The organism is Corallococcus exiguus (genome assembly GCF_009909105.1).
Classification (GTDB): domain Bacteria; phylum Myxococcota; class Myxococcia; order Myxococcales; family Myxococcaceae; genus Corallococcus; species Corallococcus exiguus.
The window spans coordinates 80,277-102,119 of the sequence record NZ_JAAAPK010000011.1; the positions used below are offsets into that span (position 1 = coordinate 80,277).

Annotated in this window: 20 protein-coding genes; 15 read left to right on the plus strand and 5 right to left on the minus strand. The window is 69.4% G+C overall.

Annotated elements, in window-relative coordinates; translation table 11 throughout:
- Positions 1–3 precede the first annotated feature (3 nt).
- Entirely contained in the window at positions 4–2,190 is a 2,187-nt protein-coding gene (locus tag GTZ93_RS33170; RefSeq protein ID WP_139916219.1) for a dipeptidyl-peptidase 3 family protein, read from the minus strand.
- A gap of 305 nt (positions 2,191–2,495) precedes the next feature.
- Between GTZ93_RS33170 and GTZ93_RS33175 the strand changes: the two genes are divergently transcribed.
- The 8 genes from GTZ93_RS33175 to GTZ93_RS33210 all read left to right on the plus strand — a co-directional run bounded on the left by GTZ93_RS33175 (position 2,496) and on the right by GTZ93_RS33210 (position 10,969).
- Positions 2,496–2,849 carry a hypothetical protein gene (locus GTZ93_RS33175; protein ID WP_139916218.1) on the plus strand — a complete coding sequence of 118 codons (354 nt, stop codon included), beginning with the start codon at positions 2,496–2,498 and terminating at the stop codon, positions 2,847–2,849.
- A gap of 107 nt (positions 2,850–2,956) precedes the next feature.
- Complete coding sequence (locus tag GTZ93_RS33180) at positions 2,957–3,559, plus strand: NapC/NirT family cytochrome c (RefSeq protein WP_158629083.1); 603 nt, start codon at positions 2,957–2,959, stop codon at positions 3,557–3,559.
- On the plus strand, positions 3,556–3,753 hold the full coding sequence (locus tag GTZ93_RS33185) for a hypothetical protein (RefSeq protein ID WP_139916217.1): 198 nt from the start codon (positions 3,556–3,558) through the stop codon (positions 3,751–3,753). The genes GTZ93_RS33180 and GTZ93_RS33185 overlap by 4 nt, the downstream gene beginning before the upstream one ends.
- Positions 3,750–4,115, plus strand: coding sequence for a c(7)-type cytochrome triheme domain-containing protein (locus tag GTZ93_RS33190; RefSeq protein WP_120576091.1), 366 nt, complete (start codon positions 3,750–3,752; stop codon positions 4,113–4,115). The genes GTZ93_RS33185 and GTZ93_RS33190 overlap by 4 nt, the downstream gene beginning before the upstream one ends.
- A complete protein-coding gene (locus tag GTZ93_RS33195) occupies positions 4,102–6,246 on the plus strand; it encodes a hypothetical protein (RefSeq protein ID WP_161663206.1) in 2,145 nt (714 codons plus the stop codon). The genes GTZ93_RS33190 and GTZ93_RS33195 overlap by 14 nt, the downstream gene beginning before the upstream one ends.
- Positions 6,236–6,670 (plus strand): hypothetical protein, encoded by a 435-nt coding sequence (locus tag GTZ93_RS33200; protein WP_161663207.1) that lies wholly within the window; start codon positions 6,236–6,238, stop codon positions 6,668–6,670. The genes GTZ93_RS33195 and GTZ93_RS33200 overlap by 11 nt, the downstream gene beginning before the upstream one ends.
- 26 nt (positions 6,671–6,696) lie before the next feature.
- Positions 6,697–9,027: an Ig-like domain-containing protein gene (locus GTZ93_RS33205; protein WP_161663208.1), complete on the plus strand. Its 2,331-nt coding sequence runs from the start codon at positions 6,697–6,699 to the stop codon at positions 9,025–9,027.
- 76 nt (positions 9,028–9,103) lie between these two features.
- Entirely contained in the window at positions 9,104–10,969 is a 1,866-nt protein-coding gene (locus GTZ93_RS33210) for a S28 family serine protease (RefSeq protein WP_261778931.1), read from the plus strand.
- A 60-nt stretch (positions 10,970–11,029) separates the two neighbouring features.
- On the opposite strand, the gene GTZ93_RS33215 is transcribed toward GTZ93_RS33210, so the two are convergent.
- The 3 genes from GTZ93_RS33215 to GTZ93_RS33225 form a co-directional block, all read right to left on the minus strand.
- Complete coding sequence (locus tag GTZ93_RS33215; protein WP_120576119.1) at positions 11,030–11,650, minus strand: glutathione S-transferase family protein; 621 nt, start codon at positions 11,648–11,650, stop codon at positions 11,030–11,032.
- Positions 11,651–11,751: 101 nt separating this feature from the next.
- Complete coding sequence (locus tag GTZ93_RS33220; protein ID WP_139916214.1) at positions 11,752–13,473, minus strand: lamin tail domain-containing protein; 1,722 nt, start codon at positions 13,471–13,473, stop codon at positions 11,752–11,754.
- Between the two features lie 178 nt (positions 13,474–13,651).
- Complete coding sequence (locus tag GTZ93_RS33225; protein WP_120599380.1) at positions 13,652–14,125, minus strand: YqaA family protein; 474 nt, start codon at positions 14,123–14,125, stop codon at positions 13,652–13,654.
- A gap of 162 nt (positions 14,126–14,287) precedes the next feature.
- Between GTZ93_RS33225 and GTZ93_RS33230 the strand changes: the two genes are divergently transcribed.
- A complete protein-coding gene (locus GTZ93_RS33230; protein ID WP_120576096.1) occupies positions 14,288–14,620 on the plus strand; it encodes a hypothetical protein in 333 nt (110 codons plus the stop codon).
- A 9-nt stretch (positions 14,621–14,629) separates the two neighbouring features.
- Here the strand turns inward: GTZ93_RS33230 and GTZ93_RS33235 are convergent, their stop codons facing one another.
- Entirely contained in the window at positions 14,630–15,556 is a 927-nt protein-coding gene (locus GTZ93_RS33235; RefSeq protein WP_139916213.1) for an amidohydrolase family protein, read from the minus strand.
- 198 nt (positions 15,557–15,754) lie between these two features.
- Between GTZ93_RS33235 and GTZ93_RS33240 the strand changes: the two genes are divergently transcribed.
- From GTZ93_RS33240 to GTZ93_RS33265, 6 genes are all read left to right on the plus strand, one after another.
- Positions 15,755–17,071, plus strand: a complete 1,317-nt coding sequence (locus tag GTZ93_RS33240; protein ID WP_139916212.1) for a putative sensor domain DACNV-containing protein — start codon at positions 15,755–15,757, stop codon at positions 17,069–17,071.
- 289 nt (positions 17,072–17,360) lie between these two features.
- Positions 17,361–17,729 carry an imm11 family protein gene (locus GTZ93_RS43335; RefSeq protein WP_306464178.1) on the plus strand — a complete coding sequence of 123 codons (369 nt, stop codon included), beginning with the start codon at positions 17,361–17,363 and terminating at the stop codon, positions 17,727–17,729.
- Between the two features lie 50 nt (positions 17,730–17,779).
- The gene (locus tag GTZ93_RS33250) at positions 17,780–19,111 is read left to right on the plus strand and encodes an AHH domain-containing protein (RefSeq protein ID WP_139916210.1); all 1,332 of its coding nucleotides are present in this window, start codon (positions 17,780–17,782) and stop codon (positions 19,109–19,111) included.
- 11 nt (positions 19,112–19,122) lie between these two features.
- Positions 19,123–19,695, plus strand: coding sequence for an imm11 family protein (locus GTZ93_RS33255; RefSeq protein WP_139916209.1), 573 nt, complete (start codon positions 19,123–19,125; stop codon positions 19,693–19,695).
- A gap of 106 nt (positions 19,696–19,801) precedes the next feature.
- On the plus strand, positions 19,802–20,377 hold the full coding sequence (locus tag GTZ93_RS33260; RefSeq protein ID WP_139916208.1) for an imm11 family protein: 576 nt from the start codon (positions 19,802–19,804) through the stop codon (positions 20,375–20,377).
- A 70-nt stretch (positions 20,378–20,447) separates the two neighbouring features.
- Positions 20,448–21,839: an aminotransferase-like domain-containing protein gene (locus GTZ93_RS33265; RefSeq protein WP_139916207.1), complete on the plus strand. Its 1,392-nt coding sequence runs from the start codon at positions 20,448–20,450 to the stop codon at positions 21,837–21,839.
- Positions 21,840–21,843: the final 4 nt, after the last annotated feature.

A 21,843-nucleotide genomic window follows, 5' to 3' on the forward strand; every position in this document is an offset into this window, starting at 1 on the left:
CGCTCAGGGCGTGGACTTCACCGGCGCCGCACCCTTCTTCGCGGGGGTCGGCGCCGGAGCCGTTTCCGGCCCCAGTTCCCTGAAGGCCTCGCGCACCCCGTCCGGCGAGCCCGCCACCTGCGCGGCGACACGGCTGGCCTCCGCGGGGGACAGCCGGCCCAGCAGGCTGCGCTCCAGGTGCTGATCCACGAAGGCCTGGGTGGTGTCCTCCTTCAGGTCCACCACCGCCCCCTTCGCGTCCAGCACCGGCACCACGCGCGGCGAATTGAGCAGCAGCACCGTGGGCACGTCCACGGCCTTCACCCGGCGGGCGACCTCGTCGCGCAGCTTCGGGTCGAAGTGGATGCCCTTCTCCTGCACCAGCGCGCGGATGCCCTCGTAGTCGCCGGTGGCCTTGATGACCATCAGCTTGGAGAGCAGCTCGCCCACGGCCTCGCGCATCTTCGCGTAATCCGGAATCACCAGGTACGTGCGGCCATTCTCCGTCACCTGCTTCACCGCGCCCTTCTCCTCCAGGAACGTCACCGTCATGTGGTGGCCGCGCTGGTGGTCCTCCTCGAAGGCGTTGCCCGTCTCCACGCGGCGCAGGTTGGTGAGCCCCTCCACCAGGAAGTCCCGGTACATCTGCCGGGCGATGGCCTCGTGGTCCGGCGACAGCTCCGCGAGCGCCGGGTCGAACGCGTGCCACAGCGCGACCAGGTCCGCGCGCGCCTCCTCCAGCGTGTTGTCGTACTCCTTGAGGAAGACGGACGGGGACTGGCCCTTCAACTTCGGATCCACCTGGCCGGAGGCGTGGCCCAGCACTTCGTGGAAGGCCACCAGCCACTTGCGCGCGGTGACGGAGTACTTCTGAGCCTGCTCGCGGTCCTCCGCCGTGCGGGAGAACTCCAGCGCCAGGGGCAGCCGCGTCACGGCGGAGGCGGCGTCCATGACGTTGGTGATCATCACGCTCTTGCTGCCGTACTTCTCCCGGATGTGCTGCTCGTTGGGCAGGTTGATGCCCGCGGGCGGCTCCGGGTTGGACGTGATGAGGTTGATGGCCTTGGCCACCGGCGGCGAGACCTTCTTGCGGCGGTACTTCTGCGGCCAGGGCAACCGGTCCTCGAAGTACTGGGCCTTCTGGCCCATGAGCACCATGATCTGGTTCTCCGCCGTGTCGCGGTAGTTGACCAGCCCTTCCCACTGTCCCTTGTGGCCGCGCGGGTCGACGTACGTCTCGATGAAGCCCAGGTTGGCGTCCACCTTCGGGTCCACCTTGAGCCACGCGATGTTGTACGCGTCCCAGTCCTTGGGGCTGCCCGTCTGGAAGTAGCGCACCAGCTTGCCCAGCGCGGCCTTGTGCGCGGGCTCGGCGGACTTCATCGCCTCCTGGAGGTGCGCGATGACGCGCGAGAGCTCCTTCGCGTACAGCCCCGGCTTCACCTTGCCGTCCGGCGTGCCCGCGCGGAACACCTGCTCCACCAGCTTGCCGTCCTGCTTCACCACGCGCGAGTTGAGCGGGTACTTCTCCTTGAAGCCCACCAGGTCCTTCTCCGTCACGCCGGGGCCATAGGCCGTGTTGGAGGACGCGGTGAGGAGGTCCTGTCCCGGCGGCGGGGCCTTGGAGGTGAGCTGCGCCTCGAAGGCCGCGTCGAAGAGGGTGGGCGTCAGCTCCTGGAGCCAGGCCTGGAGCGCGGCGTCGTCCTTCACCGTCCAGGGCGCGCCGGCCTTGAGTGCGCGGGAAGCGCCGGCCGCGAGCTGCTCCGCGGTGAAGGCCGGGACGAACTTCTGGCCGGTGGTGCTGTCGTGGTTGCCGCCGTGTCCGTAGAAGCGCAGCAGGTAGTCCGCCAGCTTCGCGTCGAAGCCGGACGCGGAGCTCTGCGCGTCGCGGCCGAAGAGCCAGACGCCCTCCAGCAGCTGCTTCGTCGGCACCAGCTTCCAGCCGAGCTGATCCAACGCGATGTCCTCGCCCGCGTGCGCCGCGAGCGTCAGGGACCACGCCACGCGCTTCTCCGCCAGTGACAGCTCCGCGATGCCCGGCGCGAACATCTGGGCCACGGCGGTGTTGCCGGAGCGGGCGCGGAGGAACTTCCCTCCGGGCACGGTGAGGGAGGGCTGCGCGGCCTGCGTGAGGCCGGCGTCAGGCGCCGGGGACTTCTGCGGGGTGGCGGGCGCGGCGGCGAGGACCGCGGCCAGCAGCAGGGGCTTCATGGAGGGCTCCAGGGAGACGTGACGGGACGTGGCTACCCCGCGCGCGGGGTGGACTCAAGCCGCGCGCCGCCGCCCCCCTCACGGCCAGACAGAGTGTGCGGCCGGGGCAGGCAGGGTTCCGCGCGCCGCAAGGAATGCGCGGGATGCCGCCGGCTCGCGCAAGGTTTGCGCCGGGACACCCAGGAGGGATGCGCACCCGCGCCCGGGCCCACCTCCACGGAGGGCACGAGTCCACTCCGGTACGGGGCATGCAGTGTCGAAGGCCGGACAGGTTTCATTCCTCCCCTCCGTTCGAGCCAGCGACCATGACCTCTTCGCTCTCCCTGCGCCGCGCCGTCCTGCTCGTCGCCCTCAGCGCCGCGGGGTGCGCGGGGTCCTCGATGCAGACGCGTGCGGATCCCTCGCCCCCGCTGCCTCCACCTCCCACCTCGGTGGCGCTCACCGTGGGCTATCAGGAGGCGGTGAGGCTGGGGGCCGCGTTCGCGCGGAGCCAGGACCAGGCCCTGGAGCTGGTGATGGCGAAGCAAGGGGAGGCGTCCTGGTGGCTGCGGTACTCCTCGCCGGCGGGCCAGCAGTCCCTGGACCTGCGCGTGGACGGGCAGACAGCGCAGGTGGAGCCCATCCCCCTTCCGCCCTCCGCCGGGGAGCCCTCCCGGTAGCGCGAGACGCCGTTGCGGCGGCCCTCCGGGTCCCCCAGCGCTCCTGAATCGCCTCACTGCACGGTTGTCACGACCCAGACTCCATGGAGGCTCCACTGCCCACCCTCATGATTGTGATTGTCAGCGCGGTGGCCGTGCTCGTGGGGATGATTGCCCATGCCGCTGGCCACCTCACCGCGAACGGGCTGGGACGCCTGGTGCTGCTCGGAGGACTGGCCATCCTCCCGCTGGCCGTCAGCGGTGCCGGGGTCGCGGTGGGCGTGCGCGAATCGAGCCAGACCCAGTTCTGCATGGGTTGCCACGAGATGGAGCGCTACGGGCAGAGCCTGTTCGTGGACAACCCCAACGCCCTGGCCGCGGTCCACTACCAGAAGCGGCTCATCAACCGCGACTCCACCTGCTTCTCCTGCCACACGGACTACGCGCTCTTCGGGGACGCGAAGGCCAAGCTCAACGGCCTGAGGCACGTCTGGGTCCACTACTTCGGGACCATCCCCCCGGAGCCCCGGCTCTACCAGCCGTATCCCAATTACAACTGCCTCCACTGCCACAACGATGCGCGCGGCTACCTGGAGGCCGGGCCGCACCGGGAGCTCCAGGCGGAGCTCCAGAGCGGGGCCCGCTCGTGCCTGAGCTGCCATGACCTCGCGCACGACCTGGAGGGCGTGAAGGCCCAGAACTTCTGGCTGCCGGAGCGGCCGCGTCCATGAGCCACGACAAGCGCATCCGCGTGGCGGCCCTCTTCGTCCTGGCGGGGCTGCTCATCCAACTGTTCGCCCTCCTCTATTGGACGCCCTTGACCTTCGTCATCTCCACGGCCGTGGGCGTCCCTCTGGTCCTGCTGGGGGTCCTGCTCTACGGCGTCACGGTCTGGAAGATCTTGAAGGAGCAAAAGGCCCTATGAGGCGCTCCGCGTCCGACGCCTCGGGGCCGTCCGCGTCCGTCCTCCTTCGCGGGGGACGGTGGCGGGTGGGGCTCGTCGCCCTCCTCCTGTTCACGACTCCCATCTTCGCCGTGAACTCACCGCAGGACGTCCGGCTGCCTCCGCTCAAGGAGCGCGCCGCGCCCGCTCCGGCGCTGTTCTCCCATTGGGGGCATGGCTCCATGTATTGCTACAGCTGCCACCCCGGCACGTTCCCGCAGGCCCGGCTGGGCTTCACGCATCAGGACATGCGAGAGGGCCGCTACTGCGGGCGCTGCCATGACGGACAGGCCGCCAGGGCCTGGCGCACCATGGAATGCGAGGCGTGCCATGCGCGTCGCTGACCTGGGCACCTGGACGCTGTTCGCCTGCGCGCTGGTGCTGTCCGTCCCAGGCCCCGCGCGAGCGCAGTCGCAGGAGGAGAAGCGGCGGCAGCTCCAGGAGCGGCTGGGAATCAAGCCGCCCCCCGCGCAGGCTGCGCCCGACGCGGGAACGCCGTCTCCCACGGAGGCCGCCAGGCCCACGTCAGCGCCCACCGCGCGGACGCCCGCCAGCGCGAACCGGCCCCGCGTGCCGGGCTTCGCGGAGGACGTGCGGCCCATCCTGGAGAAGGAGTGCGGGTCCTGCCACGGCCCGGAGGGAATGGCGTCCCGGTCCCGCTGGGTGCTCCGGGGCGAGCCGGCGGACTACGAGGCCACGCTGCGCTTCGTGCAGCCCGCCACCGCCGCCCAGAGCCCGCTGCTCAAGAAGGGCACCGGCACCACGCTTCACGGAGGCAAGAAGGTCTTCGCGGTGGAGTCGGCGGAGTACGCGACGATCCTGCGGTGGATTGAAGGAGGCGCCCCGCCCGGCAAGGCACGCGGCGGCACGACCGCGGCCAGCCCTGGCGCTCCGCATCCCTCCCACGACAGCGTGCCTGCGGCCGCGCCTCCTGTTTCCAGTCCAGCGCCCACCGCGCCCGTCACTGCCACGCCCTCCGTCTCCAACCCGGCGCCATCCGCGTCCGCGAGCGCCGGCCCGCCTTCCGGGGACGCCTCGGCCGCGCCGCGCTTCGCCCCCCAGGTGCACGAGGCCCTGCTGGCGGACTGCTCCAGCTGTCATGCCTCGGACGGGATGGCTGGCGCCAGCCGCTACGTGACCCACGCGGATCCGGAGCAGCACCTGCGTTCGGTGGAGCCCCTGGTGGTGCCTGGCACTGCCGCCAGCAGCATCCTGTACCAGCGCGCGAAGGGCGACTCGCACCCGGGCGGCGCGGTGTGGGAGCCGGGCAGCGCGCAGCTGTCGCTCCTGGCCCGGTGGATTGACGCGGGCGCGTTGGGGACGACCGCACCGGCCCCCGCGAACACCGCAGTGGCCACCGCTCCGCCCGTGCCCACCCAGCCCGGGACGGCCGTGGCTCCCCCGGCACCGCCGTCCACCCCGGCCAGCCCGCACGCGCCGACGGGCCCTCACGGCGGCGTGCCGCTGGGGACCTTCCCGGTCCTCGGCTCGCTGAGCCTGAACGGACGCTTCGACCTCAACTACGAGCGCGTCAACTACAACGACCACCCCTTCAAGTCGGAGGGCGAGAGCGCGCTGCGCAGCTACCACCACTTCCTCTTCCTGACGCGACAGTCCGCCGAGGATCCGGTGACCCTCACCCTGGAGATGCTTTCGCTCCAGTTCTGGGAGGTGGGCTACCGGATCAACGGGGCGTCCTGGCCGGTGAAGGTGTTCGCCAAGGGGGGCAAGATCCTGGTGCCCTTCGGCGCGGATCCGCTCTTCCACCACAGCTACGGAGGGCTCGCGGGCTTCGACCAGCGGGTGATTCCGGTGGTGTTCGCCCGCGAAGGGCTGACGGTGAACGTGGAGCGCCGCATGGGGCCCATCGCCTTCTCCGGCGACGCCTATGTCATCTCCGGCTACCGGCTGAAGCGCGCGGACGCGGTGCTCAACCTCCAGTCGGACCTGGCACCGCTGGAGGACACCCGCCTGGGCGTCGGGGCGAGGCTTGGCGGCTCCTGGGGCCCCATCAACGTGTGGTACTCGCCCTACTTCAATTCGCTGGGGTTCGGGCGCCGCCTGTTCCTCCAGGCGCTGGACGTGGCGGTGTGGCGTCCGCGCGGGCTTCCGGTGCTGGAGCACTTCTCGCTGGGCGCCGGGCTGCTGCGCGCGGATGTCTCCGGAGGCGAGGCGGAGGGCTACGGCGGGCCGGGCGCGGACTACTACCACTTCGCCAGCTACCTCCAGCTGCGCTACCACCCCACGGACTGGCTCTACCTCCAGTACCGGCAGGGGCTGCGCACCTTCGGAAACCGGCGGGGCCTCATCCTGGACTCGAACGCGCTCACCCGGGAGGACGCCTCCGGCCACAACGTGGGCGTGGTCGCGCGGTGGCGGGGCTTGAGCGCAGGCCTCTTCCAGTTCTGGAACCTGGAAAAGACAGACGAAACGCCGGACGACTTCACCCGGCTGGTGGTGGCGTATGAGTTCTGACTCCCGCATCCAGACACGGGCCGCGGTCCTCACCGCGATGTTCGCGCTGGCAGTTGGCTGCGCTGACTTCGAGCGTGGCCCCGTCGCCGCCGACGCCGGTGCGCTCCCCACCGACGGCGGTGGCAAAGGGGACGGAGGAGGCGCCGTGTCCTTCGCGAGCGACGTCCATCCGCTCCTCACCACCGGATGCCAGAGCTGCCATCGCAGCGGGGGCGCCGCTGGCAGCACCTCCTTCCTGCTGACGGGCGATGCCGACGCGGACTACGCGGCGGCCATCTCCCTCACGGACACCTCCAATCCCTCCGCCAGCCGGCTGCTGCGCAAGTCCTCCGGCGCGGGCCACGGCGGCGGGGCCGTCTATGGGGAGGGCACCCCGGAGTACCAGACCCTCCTCGCGTGGATCTCCGGAGGCGCTCAACCATGACGCACTTTCTTCCCGAGGAGTCCCCCATGAGACGACCCCTCCTGCTCCTGGCTGGACCGCTGCTCCTGACCTGCGCGCTGAGCGCCTGCGCCAAACTGGAGACGCCCCACCCGGAGCTCGTCACCGACGGCCCGCATTCGGTGCTCGTGGGACAGGCGATCCAGCTCACGGTCACCACGCGCGAGGCCACCGACGACGGATACCACTGGGAGAGCGAGGCCCCGGCCATCGCGACCGTGGACGACTCCGGGCAGGTGACGGGCGTGGGCGCGGGAGAGACCACCATCAAGGTCACCGGCGCGAGCTCCAGGCTGGAGGCGCGCCATGTGGTGGTGGTGATGGGAGGCCTCGCGGGCGACGGCGGAGTCGACCCCAACCAGGTGCCCTACTACCTCGCCTGGTCAGGCTCTCCGCACGCGGACACCACCGCCGAGGCCTTCTCCCACTGGAACGAGGACGGCCTCGTCCCCGCCAGCTGCGCGCGGTGCCACAGCTCGGAGGGCTACATCGACTTCCTGGGCGGTGACGGGTCCGCCCCTGGCAGGGTGGACGCACCCGCACCGACGCAGTCCGTGGTCCGCTGCGAGACGTGCCACGACAGCGCCGCCTCCAGCCTGACCGCAATCACCTTCCCCTCGGGCAAGCAGGTCACCGGCCTGGGCCCGGAGGCGAGGTGCGTGGTGTGTCACCAGGGGCGCGCCGCGGGCAGGGACATCGACGCGCAGGTCGCGGACGCGGGCGTGGTGGGCGAGGACACCGCCTCGCCCGCCCTGGGCTTCACCAACATCCATTACTACCCCGCGGGCGCGACGCTCTTCGCCAGTCAGGCCGCGGGCGGCTATCAGTACGCGGAGCAGGTCTACGACTCGCGCTTCCGCCACGTCCCCAGCTTCGACAAGTGCAACGAGTGCCATGACCCGCACACCACGCGGGTCCGCTGGGATGCCTGTGCCACCTGCCACCCCGGCGTGACCGACGTCACGAAGGCCTGGGACATCCGGCAGATTGCCTCGCGCAATCAGGACTACGACGGGGACCACAACCGCACCGAGGGCATCTACTACGAGATCCAGGGCCTCCGGGACCGGCTGCTCGCCGCCATCCAGCGGTACGGCGCGGAGCGGGCCCGGCCCCTCTGCTACGGCAACGCCCACCCCTACTGGTTCCGGGACACCAACGGAGACGGGACCTGCAATCCAGCCGAAGCCACCGCCACCAACGCGTTCGCCGGCTGGACGCCCCGCTTGCAGAAGGCGGCGTACAACTACCAGCTGTCCCGGGTGGACCCGGGCGCGTTCGCGCACAACGCGAAGTACATCATCCAGTTGCTGCATGACTCGACCCAGTCGTTGAACACGGCGCTGAGCGTGCCCTTCGACACGTCGCTGCTGGTGCGCAACGATCCAGGCCACTTCAACGGCGCCAGCAAGGCGGCGCGCAACTGGGACTCGAGCGAGACCGTCCAGGCCAGCTGCTCGCGCTGCCATAGCGGCGCGCAGGGCTACCGCTTCTTCGTCCAGTACGGGGTCGGGCAGCTGGTGCCGGAGACCGCCAACGGCCTGGAGTGCTCCACCTGCCACGAGAACTTCGAACCGGACTACGACGTCTTCGTCCCCGCCCAGACGTGGCTGCCGGACGGCAAGACGGTGAACCTGCCGGGCCAGGACAACCTCTGCGCCAACTGCCACATCGGCCGCGCGTCCAAGGCCACCATCGACACGGCGCTGAGCGCGGGAGGCACGCCGCGCTTCCAGAACGTGCACTACCTGCCGGCCGCGGGGACGCGCGAAGGAACGCTGGCGCGGATCGGCTACGAGTACCCCAACAAGACCTACGCGGGCCGGCTCACGCACATGGGCGGGGTGCAGTGCACCAGCTGCCATGTCCCGGGCAAGAGCAACCACACCTTCCGAATCCAGGACGCGTGGAACGAGCGCTGTGAGACGTGCCACGCGGACCAGAGCTCGGCGGAGCAGATCCGGCTCGTCCACCTGTCGGACTACGACGGCGACGGGAACACCGCGGAGCCCCTGGAGGCGGAGGTGGAGGGCATGGCCGCACGCCTGCTGACCGCCATGCGCGGGGTGACGAACAACGGCCTCTGCTACAACGGCGACGTCAATCCGTACTTCTTCAAGGACACGGACAAGAACGGGACCTGCAGCGCCACCGAGTCCGTCTCCGCCAACGCGTTCGCGCCGTTCACGCCGGCGCTCGTGAAGGCCGCCCACAACTACCAGCTGAGCAAGAAGGACCCCGGCGCCTGGGCCCACAACTTCAACTACGTCGGGCAGCTCCTCTACGACAGCGTGGAGGACCTCACGGGGGCGGCCCCCTTGAACATGCAGCGGCCTTGAGGCTGGAATCCGCGCTCGAGCACCGTCGCTCGCCGGGACACGCCCGGCGAGCACGGTCGCCGAGGAACGCGGACCGATGAAGCCCTACCTGTTCTCCCAGCCCTCCAAGCCGTCGCGCCTGGCCCACTGGGCGTCGCTCGTCCCCCTGCTCATGCTGCTGGGGGGACCGGTCGCCTGTGGCGATGACGAACCGAACGAGCCGCGTCCCGACAGCGGCACCCAGACCGTGGACGGCGGCTCGGACGCGGGCCCCGATGCGGGCGCGGACGCGGGCTCCGATGCGGGCACGGACGTGGACGCGGGCTCCGATGCGGGCACGGACGTGGACGCGGGCTCCGATGCGGGCACGGACGTGGACGCGGGCTCCGATGCGGGCACGGACGTGGACGCGGGCTCCGATGCGGGCACGGACGTGGACGCGGGCTCCGATGCGGGCACGGACGTGGACGCGGGCTCCGATGCAGGCACGGACGTGGACGCGGGCTCCGATGCGGGCACGGAGAGCGATGCGGGCACGGAGGCCGATGCGGGCACGGACGGCGGCGTGGTGGCGTGCACCCCGAGCGGCTGGGTCGACACGCCACCGGACCTGAGCGTCATCCAGAACACGTCGTTGGACATCCGGACCCGGTTGGAGGCCATCCCAGGCCTCATCGTGGACCAGGACCGGACCGGCGGCAGTGTCCCCGCGGGCTACCGGCACTTCGTCCTGCGATACAACCAGCCGTCGGACCACGCCCACCCGGAGTGTCAGCGCTTCGAGCAGCGCTTGACGCTGATGCACAAGGCGGACGCCAGCCCGATGGTGCTCTCCACCAGCGGCTACAACGTCTCCCCCGGCACCGGCCGCTCGGAGCCCACGCAGCTCCTGTCCGCCAACCAGGTCGCCGTCGAGCACCGCTTCTTCCCGCCGAGCATCCCGTCGCCCGCGGACTGGAGCCACCTCACCATCCGTCAGTCCGCGGATGACTTCCACCGCATCGTCCAGGCGCTCAAGCCCATCTACACCGGCAAGTGGGTGTCCACCGGCGGCAGCAAGGGCGGCGAGACGGTGGTGTTCTTCCGCCGCTTCCACCCGGACGACGTGGACGCCACCGTGGCGTACGTGGCGCCCATCGCCCTGCGCAACGACGAGCGCTTCGTGACGTTCCAGGACACCGTGGGCGGCGACGCGCAGCTGGCCTGCCGCGAGCGGCTGTGGGCCTTCCAGCGTGAAGTGCTCTCGCGCCGGAGCCAGATGCTCTCCCTCGTGGACGCCTACGCCGCGAGCAACAATCTGACGTACTCGCAGCTGGGCCGGGAGCTGGTGCTGGAGCACGCCGCCATCGAGACCTACTTCGCCTTCTGGCAGTACGACTCCGCGGCGAACTGCAACCGGAACATCCCCACCGCCACCGCCACGGACCAGGAGCTGTTCGACGCGATGGACTACGCGGTGGGCATGGGGTCGTTCGCGGACTCAGGCATCACCCCGTACGCCGCCTACTACTACCAGGCCGCGGCGGAGCTGGGCTGGCCCCAGCCCTATGAGAAGCACCTGGGCGCGCTCATCCACTTCCCGGACACCGACACCGGCGAGGTGTACTCGCCGCCGGGCATCCCGTTCGTGTTCCGTCCCGAGGCCATGCCGGACATCCAGGACTGGGTTTCCTCCCAGGGACAGCGCCTGATGTTCATCTACGGCAGCTACGATCCGTGGACGGCGGCGGCCTACGTGCTGGGCAATTCGCAGGACTCCTACCTGTACACGGTGGAGGGCGGGAACCACGGCGCGCGCATCAGCCAGCTCCCGGCGGCCCAGCAGGCGGAGGCGAAGGCCAACCTCAACCGTTGGATGGGCATCGCCCCGCTGAAGCGCGCTCCCAAGTACCTCCGGTCGGAGGAGCCGCCTGACTTCGGGCCCCACGTGCCGCCCCGTCTGCGCGCGGCGACGCGAAACTAGTCCGACAGTCGGACAGGTCGCGGGCCGTCCCGGTGTACTCAGGGGCGGCCCGTCGTCTTTTCAGCGGCCCATCTTGTACGGCCCGCCCCGCTCCAGGGCCCGCTGGTACGCGGGGCGCGCATGGAGCCGGTCGAGGTAGGCCGTGAGGTTCGGCAGCGCCGCCAGCAAACGGAAGGACTTCGCGGCCTCCAGCACGAAGCTCAGCTGGATGTCCGCGCCCGTCAGCCCGTTGCCCACCAGGTACTCACGGCCCTGAAGCACCCCCTCCAGGTAGTCCAGGTGGTTCTTCAGCTCGGAGTCGATGCGCGGCTTGATGGGCGCCGCGGCGTCGCCCAGCCGCTTCACGTAGAGCAGCTGCACGATGGGCAGCATCGCGGAGCCTTCCGCGTAGTGCAGGAAGTGCGTGTAGCGGTCCAGGTCCTCCGGCGCGGGCGACAACCGGCCCTGGCCATGCTTGCGGATCAGCGATTCGATGATGGCGCCGGACTCCGCCAGCACCCGGCCGTCGTCCTCCACCAGCGGCGACTTGCCCAGCGGGTGGACGGCCTTGAGCTCCGGCGGAGCGAACCCCGTCTTCGGGTCACGCTCGTAGCGGACGACCTCGTAGTCGAGCCCCAACTCCTCCAGGAGCCAGAGGATGCGCTGCGAGCGGGATTCGGAGAGGTGATGGACCTTCAGCATGATGGGAGGGCTCCTCGCGTCCGGAAGCAGGACGTTCCGGGGGCACACTCTCCCAGGTCGCTCCTCCGGACCCGCGTCGTCCGGAGGAGCGGTGTTCAGGACTAGAACGCGGCGCCGCTGGCGCTCTTGCCAGGAGAGCTCGTCAGGCTGGACACGCCCGTGTGCAGCACGAAGCTGGCCGTGGAGGACGCGTCCGGGCTGCGGTTGGCGGACACGCCGTCCGTGCCCGCGAGCGACGAGGCGAACGTGGCCGTGCTCACCACGGTGCCCGCGCTGTTCTTCACCGTGACGGTGTCACCGCTGTTGCCCAGGTTCAGCTGGCCCGTGGACGCGGCCACCGCACCTGGCGTGCCGGACGGGATGCCGGACGCACCGCCGAACACCACCACCGCCTTGCCCGCCGCCACCGAGGTGCCGCTGGCGAAGGTGTGACGCACGGCCGTGCCGTCCGACACCGTCCAGCCGCTCAGGTCCACCGCCGCCGTGCCGCTGTTCACCAGCTCCACGAACTCGCCGTTCACGTCCGAGCCCGGCTCGTTGATGAGCACCTCGTTGATGAACACGTTGCCCGTGCCGCCGGTGCCGCCCGTGGTGATGGTGAAGGCCGCGTTGGACAGGTCGGTGACGGTGGCGTTGCTCGCGTCGCTCACGCGCACCCATGCGGTGGTGCTGGCGCTGGAGGGCACCGTCCACGCCACGCTGCCGGAGGACGCGCCCGTGCTGGACGTGATGGTCGTCCACGTGGAGCCGTTCAGCGAGTACTCCACCTTCACGTTGGAGACGCCGGACGCCGTCCAGGTGATGGTGCGCGCAGAGCCGGCCGTCCAGCTCTCACCGCCGTTGGGCGACAGCACCGTCACGGAGGAGGACGTCACGCCGTCCCCCGGGATGAGGAAGTCCTTGATGACGCCCATGTGCTGCATGCCGGACGCGCCGCTGTCGCCCGACAGCGCCGGGGAGATGTCGGACAGGGGCGAGTACACGCGCGTGTCCACCACCAGGCCGTTGGCGAAGGTGCTGGAGCCCATCACCACCGACGTCTGGTAGGCGCGCAGGTCGTTGTCCACCAGCACGTGGTCGTACGGCGAGCTGCGGCCCGCGTTGGTGTTGGTGTTGCCATTCTTGTCCGCCGGGTACGGCGACGCCGTGGACACCACGCTGGAGAAGGTGCTGAAGGTCGCCTCGCTGCGGCTGCCGGTGTTGAAGTCACCACCGATGACCAGGTAGTCGCTGGCGGGCACGTTGGCGTTGATGAACTTCACCAGGTTGTTCGCTTCCGTGTTGCGGACGCTGGAGCTGGTGGTCAGCAGGTGCACGCTGATGGCCCACAGGTCCTTGGGCCCCGGGATGTCGATGCGCGCCCACGCGAAGTCGCGGTTGGACACCTGCGTGTCGTCCCACTCGCCGGCGGCGATGATGGGGTAGCGGCTGATGATGCCGTTCGGAATCTGCGCACCGGCCTCGCGGTAGTACGAGAAGCCCGTGCCGAAGGCCGTGTCCACGAAGGCGCGGATGTCCGCCGCGGAGTCCGTCTGGTAGTTGAATTCCTGAATCATCACGACGTCCGCGTCCGTGCCCTGGAAGATGCGGAGGCCGTGGCCCGGGTTGTAGTCCTGCCCATTGCCGCTGCTCAGGTTGGCGGCCATCAGGCGCAGCCTCACGTTCGCCAGCGAGTCCTCACGCGCGACGAGCTCCGGCGCCGTCTCCTCCGCGTCCGCCTCCACGGAGCCACCGCACGCGCTGAGCGCCGCGCACACCAGCGTGAAGGACCACGTACGCCAGGAGGCGGCAGGCCGCCGGAAGAGGTCTTGTTTCAGGCTCACGATGTTTCATCCTGCTCCCGGAGAACCCAGGAGCCGTAGAGGGTCAGGGACGTCACGGCAGCGCCGCGGACGCAGTATTCCGCGTACACGACGCCACCGCCGTTTATCCGTCACATTCCTTGAAACGTTTCGTGAGCGGCGCATCCCCCCCGCCAGGGACGCGCAATGTTACGCATTGTTACATGGCTGCCGTGGTGGACAGCGCGACAAAGGCGTAGCGCAGACCCTTGCCCAGGGTGACGAAGACGACGAAGGGAAAGGGGCGCACGCCCACGAAGCCGCCCGCGAGCACGAACGCGTCGCCCAGGATGGGCAGCCACGACATGAGCAGGGCGGGAGCGCCCCAGGTGCGCAGGTTCGCCTCCACGCGCGCCATGCGCGGGCCTTCCTTCTCCCGGCGGCGCGACACCCAGCGGCCCACGGCCCCGCCTCCGCCGCGCGACACCCACTGCCCCAGGATGTAGAGCGTCACCGCGCCCAGCACGTTCCCCACGGTGGCCACCACGGTGGCCATCACCGGCGGCGTGCCGTTGTAGATGAGGGCGGCGAGCATCGCCTCGGAGGGCACCGGCACCACGGAGCCCGCCAGCATGGCGACGAAGAACATCCCGGGAAGGCCCCAGGTGGACAGGATGGACGGCTCGGCGGGCATGGGCGGCCTGGGCCATACACCCGGCACGGGGCGTTCGTCTTGTGCGACGTCAGCGCTCCCCTGCCCGCCACCCTGGCCCGCGGGGCCGGAGGCTGTCCGGCGACGCGGCCCTCCCAGGGGCAGGGGTTGTAGGCCCGGGTGGGGGTCCCCATCGTCCCCGCCATGCGACGCTCGACGCGCGAACGGTCAGGACTGCGGTCCATCGATACGGAGGACGAGCGGATCGCCTCCCTGCTGGTGGCGGAGAACCCGGCGCTGCACTTCGAGGGCTCCCGGAACCTGGTGGTGCGGCTGCGCGACGGACGCACCTTCGTCCTCACCGTGCTCACCCTGGAGGCGCTGGAGGCACGGCTGGGAGGCGCGCCGTCCTACGTGGCGACCCGCATGGTCCTGGTGCGGCGACTGTCTGACGGCGCCCTGCTCCACGCGGTGCGCTCCGCGCTGGACCAGGGGCTGGAGCACTTCGGCACGCTCCAGCCGCCGATTGAAGAATGAAGCGCCGGCTCAGTGCGCGGGAGCCCCGGTGAGCTTCCCCGCCACCTTGTGCCCCTGGCGCCACACGCCGGTGATGTTCAGCTCGCGGTGCTCCGCGTAGCCGGGGATGCGCAGCGGGGTGGTGCCGGAGTCCGTGCCGAAGGCCGCGTCCACGGGCTGGTCGCGGACGCCGTGGGCGATGATGTCCACGCCCGCGTCCACCACGGCCTTCGCGTCCTCCAGGTCGTGGATGTGGGCGGCGACGCGCAGGCCCTGCTTGTGGGACTCGTCGATGACGGCCTTGTAGATGTCCGGCTTCATCTTCGGGAGCTTGCCCAGGAACGTGTCCACCCAGACCTTCACCAGGTCCACGCGGTTCTTCGCCAGCGTGCGCACGGCGGCGCGGGCCTCCTCCACCGTGGTGGGGCGGAAGAGCTGATCCGGCGCGCTGTTCGTCATCGCCTGGGGAGGCCCGCCCTCCGGCACGCCAATGCCCTGCCCCGCGCCGAAGAGGTCCGCGCCAGAGAAGGAGTCCGCGTGGGCCTCCTTGCGCAGTTCGTTGAACAGCGGCCGGTTCATCCCGAGCGCCGTCACGGTGGTGACGCCATACGCGGCGAACTGGCGCAGCTGCTTCTCGACGTTCTCCCGCGTGTAGTTCTGGGAGCCCGTGGTGGTATCGGACGTCTGGCCCACGTGGCTGTGGTCGGAGATGAGGCCGGGCAGGAGCGTCTGGCCCTTGAAGTCGATGACCTCCGCGCCCTTGGGCACCTTGACGTTGATGGCGAGCCCCACGGAAACAATCTTCCCGTCGCGCACCACCACGGAGCCCCCCTCCAGCGGCTGCCCCCCGGAGCCATCCAGCACCGTGCCGCCCTGGAAGACGACGTGCGCGCGGCGGCGGGCGCCGCGCTGGCGGACAGCGGCAGCGCGAGGGCGAGCAGGGCGGCGGTCAGGCAACGCGAGTGCATCAGGAAGGTCTCCAGGGGGAAGAGGGAAACCCTAGGAGCGCGTCCGGGTGGCGACAACCCTTCGTGGCGGCGACTGTCGTGACGTCGGTGCTACAGGCCGGGCGCACGGTGGGAACCCAACGCCGCATCGCGGCGCGCGAGCGACTTCCACCGGGAAACACGGCGCCGTGATTATGCTGCCCGCCCGATGGATGAACCCGGCCTGCAATATCCCGGAGAAGCCCTGCGCGGGTGGCTCCGGCAGTTCGCCAAGACGCCGCTCGCCGAGCCGACGCTGAAGCTGCTGGTCGTGCTGGCGGACACGGTGTTCTTCGCGAGCCTGGGCCGCGAGGAGGGCGAGGCCACGCGCGTGCGCATCGCCTATCACGCGCAGGGGTTGCAGGGCCTGCAGGCGGTGCGAGAGACGGTCTACATCGGCGGACAGAAGGGCAAGCGGCAGGCGTGGGAGACGCTGCCGCTGGAGGCCAAGTCGAGCATCACCGACTTCAGCGTGGAGGCGCTGGTGAAGCTGGCGCCCGCGGCGAACCTGCCGCGCACGGCAGTGGTGGTGGGGCCGCGAGACGGCAAGCTGCGCATCCAGGGGCTGGCGCGCCGGGTGGAGTACACGGAGTTCCACGCCGAGGGCGAGGAGGACGTCTTCATCCTGCACGCGCCGGAGCCGGGCCACCTGGTGGTGAGCACGCAGGGGCGAGAGGTGTTCCGCTACGAGCAGGGCGCGCCGGTGCCGCCGGGCCGGCGCGTGGCGTTGCACGACCTGCTCTTCCACGAGGACAGCGCGGTGCGCGCGGCGCTGATGGAGATGTGCGCCACGCTGGTGGAGTCCCTGCCCAAGGTGCAGCCGCTGATGGGCGGCAACCGCGAGTGGTACGTGTCCAACGCGGTGCAGGGGCTCATCCGGAGGATGGCGGGCCTGCATCACGGAGGGCTCATCGCGTTCCTGCCCAAGCAGCACGACGTGGAGCGCTTCCGGGCGCGAGGCAAGTACGTCCTGCCGCCGGAGCAGGGCTCGCTGTTGCGCCAGCGGTTGCAGCGCTTCGTGCAGGCGAGGGCGAACCTCATCAACGGCGCCTGGCAGGCGGAGGCCGGCAAGGCGGCGGAGGAGGAAGAGGATCCGGAGTTGAAGAAGGCCGCCGCCGAGCACGACGACAAGGCGACGGAGAGCGACTTCCAGGCGCTGGTGGAGAGCATCGGGCAGTTCACGGCGGTGGACAACGCGCTGGTGCTGGGGCCGGAGCTGGAGGTGCTCTGCGCGGGGTATCAGATTGCGCTCCCGAGAAGCGGCCCGCCGCAGGTCTTCGAAGCGCGAACGCTCCAGGGGCGTCCCGGGCCGCACTACCCCATCCACCAGCACGGCTCGCGCCACCGGGCCGCGGCCGTCTTCGCCAACCAGCACTCTGGAGCCATCGTATTCGTGGCGTCCCAGGACGGCCCGCTCCGCTGCCTGCACCGGCCACCCGGCAAGAAGAAGGTGCTGCTCTGGAGCCTCCTGCTGACGGAGGACTGAGCACCGGGCGAGGAAGAGGCACGGGCGCTGTGACTTCTGGATGCGTCGGACGACCTGATGCGCGGCTACCAAAGGACGTTAGCAATCCATGGCTGCCCGTTACTTTGACCTTGGGATGGACGTTCAGGAGGGTATTTGGGTTCTCGATACGCCCAGGAATGATCTCCGTCAGGAGGAAGAAGATCCCTGGATGTTCACCCAAGGGACCCGTGTCCAGGTCGACGGGTCGCTGACCGTTCCAGTCGATGAGCCAGGCAGACCGTTGGACTTCTCCTGGATTGCCGTCGGGATGACCCCTGTCATCCACATCAAGCTCGCCAACGTCCTACTGGAACATGCAGCGGACGATGTTCAACTCATCCCGGTCACGATTCCCAAGCACCCGGACCAGTACGTCATCCTTGTCACCACCCGGGTCATCCGCTGCATCGATGAGCAGGCTTCGGAAGGAGTCCGATTCTGGGAGGCCCGGCACGGCAAGCCGGAGCGAATCGGTGAGTACCGCTCCGTGGACATCATGCGCATCGACAAGTCGAAGGTGGGTGACGCGAAGATCTTCCGTCCCTGGGGCACCCACGCGGCCCTCATCGTCTCCGAGAACCTCAAGACCGCGCTGGAGCGCACCGGCGCGACCGGCATGTACTTCACGGAAGTGTAGTGAGCAGGTGCTGCACAGAAGCCTCATCTTGACGGAGGACTGAAGCAGACATGAATCGACTGGGCTGGGCACTGCTGCTGGGGCTGCTCGTGTCGGGCTGCGCGACGACGCGGGTTGTGCGCCTGGAGGTCGATGGCGGCGAACGGATTGTCGTCACGCCCCAGGAGGAGGAAGGGACCTCCCCGTCCGAGGCCCGACTGGAGGAGGACGAGTTCAAGGCGGCAGTGAGTACGCTTGCCAGGGACGTGCGGCCCTTCGCCCATCCGTTGCGGCAAGCACGAGAGCTGTTCGGCCTGCCGGAGCGCAGCGGCCTCTTCGGCTTCCGGGAGCGCACTCGGCAGATCATCCCACTGGGCGAGGAAGAGGCACGGGAACTGCGGCTTCTGGATGCGTCGGACGACCTGACGCGCGGTTACCAGCAGTGGTGCGGCAAGAAGCGAAAGCAGCAGGGAGACTGTCTGCGCTTGTTGGAGGAAGGCCCCTTGCTGGGCAGCGACGGTCGTTATGCGTTGGCGATGGCCATCGCGATGGACTCCGTCTGGACCGAGACGGCCGAAACCCTGGCGGGCATGGCAAGCCCCCAGGCCGTCATGGCCACAATGACATCCGCCGTGACGATGTACCTGCTGTTGTGGGCCATGCCGGAGCCTGTCTCCAAGGGACTGGCCGCTCTCATCACCGCCACTGCGATTGCATACCTGGGCGTGGACACCGTGTGGACCCTCCTCGACGGATGGGTGACGCTGATGCGCCACGTGGACCAGGCCACCACGTTCGCCCAGGTGCGCGACGCGGGCGAGGCCTACGGAGCGGTAATGGGTAAGAATGCCGCGCGTGTCTTCGTGATGCTGGCCACTGCTGCGATTGGCAACACTGCGGGACTCACGATGAAGGCCCCCACCCTGCCGGGCTCCGCACAGGCGGCGGTCGCGGTGGAGACGCAGGCAGGCCTCCAATTCGTGTCCCTCGCTGGTGTGCGTTCCGTGGCCATGACGGCCGAGGGGTTCACCATCGCGCTGGCGCCCAACGCGGTGGCCATGTCATCGCGGTCCGGGAAGCCCCAGCGTCACCACCTGGCCACCATCCGCAATGAGAAATCTTCAAGGAATGGAGGGCCGTGGACACCCCAGTTCCGGCGCATCTTCAAGCGAGCCGGAATGGAGCTGAAGGACCCGGAGAACATCGTCGAAGTCGCAGGCCACCGGGGTCCGCATCCCAGGGCGTACCACATGCGTGTCTATCGCCGTTTGAACGAAGCCACCATTAGCTGTCGCAGTGTGGAAGCATGCCGGGAAGCCCTGACCAGGGAACTGCGGGTACTGGCGGATGAAGCCGTCACCCAGGGCTCCGAAATCAACCGCTTGCTCACCCAGGGGCGTTAACGGAACAGGCCATGGTGAAGCGCTACTTCGACTTGTCAGAGGATGTGGAAGCTCCAGGCCGTTGGTACCTGGGGGACCCCGTCGATGAGAACGGAGTGGAGCTCGAAGATCCCTGGATCTTCCGGGCCGGGGAGCCCGTACGAGTGAAAACTCCTCTGCGGATCCCCATCGACGAGCCGGGGAAGCCCCTGCACTTCTCCGCAGCAGGCATCGGGCAGGCGCCCATCCTCCACGTCAAGCTGGCCACGCTCTTCGCGGAACTGGCCCCCAACGACGTCCAGCTCCTGCCGGTGGACATCCCGGGGCAACCCGAACAATTCAGCATGCTCGTGGCGACCCGGATGATCCGCTGCATTGATGAGCGTGCATCGGAGGAAGCCCGGCGATGGGAACCCGGGGACGGCCGGCCGGAGAAGGTCGGTCAGTACCGTTCCGTGTACGGCATGCGCATCGACCCATCGCAAGTAGGCGACGCCAAGGTCTTTCGCACCTGGGGCTGGTCCATCGCCCTCATCGTCTCAGAAGAGATGAAGACGGCGCTGGAGCGCACCGGCGCCACCGGCATGTACTTCATGGAAGTGTAGTGAGCAGGTGCTGCACAGGAGCCTCATCTTGACGGAGGACTGAAGCAGACATGAATCGACTGGGCTGGGCACTGCTGCTGACCCGGGGCCCCTGAGAGCCACGACCATGACCGCCCGCTACTTCAGATTGTCAGAGGACGTTTACGCACCGGGGCGCTGGTATCTGGGTGATCCCGTCGATGAAAAATCCGTGGAGGTCGAGGACCCCTGGATGTTCAGCGCGGGGAAGCCCATCCAGGCCCCCGGCTCCCTCCGGTTTCCCATCGACGAGCCTGGAAGGCCGTTGGACTACTCCGAAGCAGGCATCGGAAGTACGCCCATCCTCCACGTCAAGCTGGCCACTGTGTTCGCGGAGCTTGCTCCCAATGACGTCCAGCTCTTCGCGGTGGACATCCCGGGGCAACCCGAACAGTTCAACATGCTCGTGGCCACCCGGTTGATCCGCTGCATCGACGACAAGGCCTCCGTGGAAGTGGAGTACTGGGACCCCATCAAGCACAAGCAGCCCGAGAAGGCAGGCCAGTACTCCTCCGTCGTAGGAATGCGTATCGACGAGTCGAAGGTGGGCCAGGCCAAGGTCTTCCGAACCTGGGGTTGGTCCATTGTCCTGATCGTCTCCGAGGACCTCAAGACGGCGCTGGAGCGCACCGGCGCCACCGGTATGCGGTTCACGGAAGTGTAGAGCCTCTTGTGGAGGAAGCCCATCAGGGGCCCTGGTACACGCTCCGGATTGTCATGGTACAATCCATCTCATGTCCCAGTCCAATTGGAAGCCGCGCCTGAAACGGTCCGAGGGCCCTCTGTACGGGGCGCTCGTCGATGCGCTCGCGGCGGACATCAGCGCGGGGCGGCTTCGTGCAGGGGACCGGCTGCCCACGCACCGGGAGCTCGCGAGCACGCTGGGGACGTCTCTGGGAACGGTGACCCGGGCCTACGCCGAGGCGGAACGGCGGGGACTCATCTGGAGCCAGGTGGGCAACGGGACGTTCGTGAAGAACCTGCGGGACGGAGACCGCTACTCGCCCCAGCTCGACCGGACGCGCATCGACCTGGGGCCCACGGCCGTGCCCATCGTCCCCGGCGATATGGGGCACCTCGCGTTCGCCGCCGCGCTTCAACGGCTGAGCGAACGCGCGGACCTGGGCGCGCTCAGTGGCTATCAGGCCCATGCGGGCACGGAGGCCCAGCGGGCAGCGGGGGCCCGCTGGTTGGAGTTCGCGGGTGTTCCTGCCACGCGCGAGAACGTCATCGTGAGCAGCGGGGCCCAACACGCGACCCTGATGGTGTTGTCCCTGCTCGCGAACGCGGACGGACTGCTGGTGGAGGACGTTACCTATCCCGGGGTCCTCGCCGCCGCGGAGTGGCTCCGGCTGCCCACGCATCCGGTGGCGCTCGACGCGGAGGGGCTCGTGCCCGAAGCGCTCGCGGAGGCCTGCCGGAGGAGCAAGGCGCGGGTGCTCTACTGCACGCCCACGAACCACAACCCGACCACGGTCGTCATGCCCTTGAAGCGGAGGCAGGCGCTGGTGGAGGTCTGCCGGAAGTTCGACGTCACCGTCATCGAAAACGGCGCGTTGGCCCCGCTCGTGGCGAAGGCGCCGGCACCCCTGGCCGCACTGGCGCCCGAGCGGACCTATCACCTGGGGAGCCTGTCCAAGGCGGTGCTGCCCGCGCTGCGCGTCGGCTACATCCGGGCGCCGGGGTCGTCGTGGCAGACGCTGGAGCACGCGGCCGCGGCGACGGTCTGGTCGGGGTCTCCCCTGCTGAATGAACTGGCCACGCAGTGGGTGACGGACGGCACGGCCGAGTCCCTGCGCGACGCGCGGCGCGCCGAAGCCACGGCCCGGCAATCCCTGGCGGCGAAGGTGCTGAAGGGCCATCCCTATATGGCGCATCCCAGCGCGTATTTCCTGTGGATGCCCATCCCCGAACAGCGCCGCGCCACGGAGCTGGTGGAAGCCGCCGCCGCGCGCGACGTGCTGCTCGGACCCGCGCATCTGTTCGCGGCCCGTCCGGGTCAGGCGCCCAATGCGCTGCGGGTGTCGCTGGCCGCGGCCGGCTCCCGCGAGGAGTTGGAGCGGGGACTGAAGACGCTGGCCGAACTGCTCGGCGCCACGTCTCCAGCACCGCGACGCCTGGCCTGACGTT

What these genes read in the sequence shown, in the direction of transcription:
- GTZ93_RS33250 (WP_139916210.1), top strand. Translation starts at nt 17,780, where the DNA reads ATGAATCGACTGGGCTGGGCACTGCTGCTGGGGCTGCTCGTGTCGGGC.
- GTZ93_RS33180 (WP_158629083.1), top strand. Translation starts at nt 2,957, where the DNA reads ATGATTGTGATTGTCAGCGCGGTGGCCGTGCTCGTGGGGATGATTGCC.
- GTZ93_RS33225 (WP_120599380.1), bottom strand. Translation starts at nt 14,125, where the DNA reads ATGCCCGCCGAGCCGTCCATCCTGTCCACCTGGGGCCTTCCCGGGATG.
- GTZ93_RS33210 (WP_261778931.1), top strand. Translation starts at nt 9,104, where the DNA reads ATGAAGCCCTACCTGTTCTCCCAGCCCTCCAAGCCGTCGCGCCTGGCC.
- GTZ93_RS33205 (WP_161663208.1), top strand. Translation starts at nt 6,697, where the DNA reads ATGAGACGACCCCTCCTGCTCCTGGCTGGACCGCTGCTCCTGACCTGC.
- GTZ93_RS33170 (WP_139916219.1), bottom strand. Translation starts at nt 2,190, where the DNA reads ATGAAGCCCCTGCTGCTGGCCGCGGTCCTCGCCGCCGCGCCCGCCACC.
- GTZ93_RS33200 (WP_161663207.1), top strand. Translation starts at nt 6,236, where the DNA reads ATGAGTTCTGACTCCCGCATCCAGACACGGGCCGCGGTCCTCACCGCG.
- GTZ93_RS33215 (WP_120576119.1), bottom strand. Translation starts at nt 11,650, where the DNA reads ATGCTGAAGGTCCATCACCTCTCCGAATCCCGCTCGCAGCGCATCCTC.
- GTZ93_RS33190 (WP_120576091.1), top strand. Translation starts at nt 3,750, where the DNA reads ATGAGGCGCTCCGCGTCCGACGCCTCGGGGCCGTCCGCGTCCGTCCTC.
- GTZ93_RS33230 (WP_120576096.1), top strand. Translation starts at nt 14,288, where the DNA reads ATGCGACGCTCGACGCGCGAACGGTCAGGACTGCGGTCCATCGATACG.
- GTZ93_RS33255 (WP_139916209.1), top strand. Translation starts at nt 19,123, where the DNA reads ATGGTGAAGCGCTACTTCGACTTGTCAGAGGATGTGGAAGCTCCAGGC.
- GTZ93_RS33175 (WP_139916218.1), top strand. Translation starts at nt 2,496, where the DNA reads ATGACCTCTTCGCTCTCCCTGCGCCGCGCCGTCCTGCTCGTCGCCCTC.
- GTZ93_RS33240 (WP_139916212.1), top strand. Translation starts at nt 15,755, where the DNA reads ATGGATGAACCCGGCCTGCAATATCCCGGAGAAGCCCTGCGCGGGTGG.
- GTZ93_RS33195 (WP_161663206.1), top strand. Translation starts at nt 4,102, where the DNA reads ATGCGCGTCGCTGACCTGGGCACCTGGACGCTGTTCGCCTGCGCGCTG.
- GTZ93_RS33185 (WP_139916217.1), top strand. Translation starts at nt 3,556, where the DNA reads ATGAGCCACGACAAGCGCATCCGCGTGGCGGCCCTCTTCGTCCTGGCG.
- GTZ93_RS33260 (WP_139916208.1), top strand. Translation starts at nt 19,802, where the DNA reads ATGACCGCCCGCTACTTCAGATTGTCAGAGGACGTTTACGCACCGGGG.
- GTZ93_RS33265 (WP_139916207.1), top strand. Translation starts at nt 20,448, where the DNA reads ATGTCCCAGTCCAATTGGAAGCCGCGCCTGAAACGGTCCGAGGGCCCT.
- GTZ93_RS43335 (WP_306464178.1), top strand. Translation starts at nt 17,361, where the DNA reads ATGACCCCTGTCATCCACATCAAGCTCGCCAACGTCCTACTGGAACAT.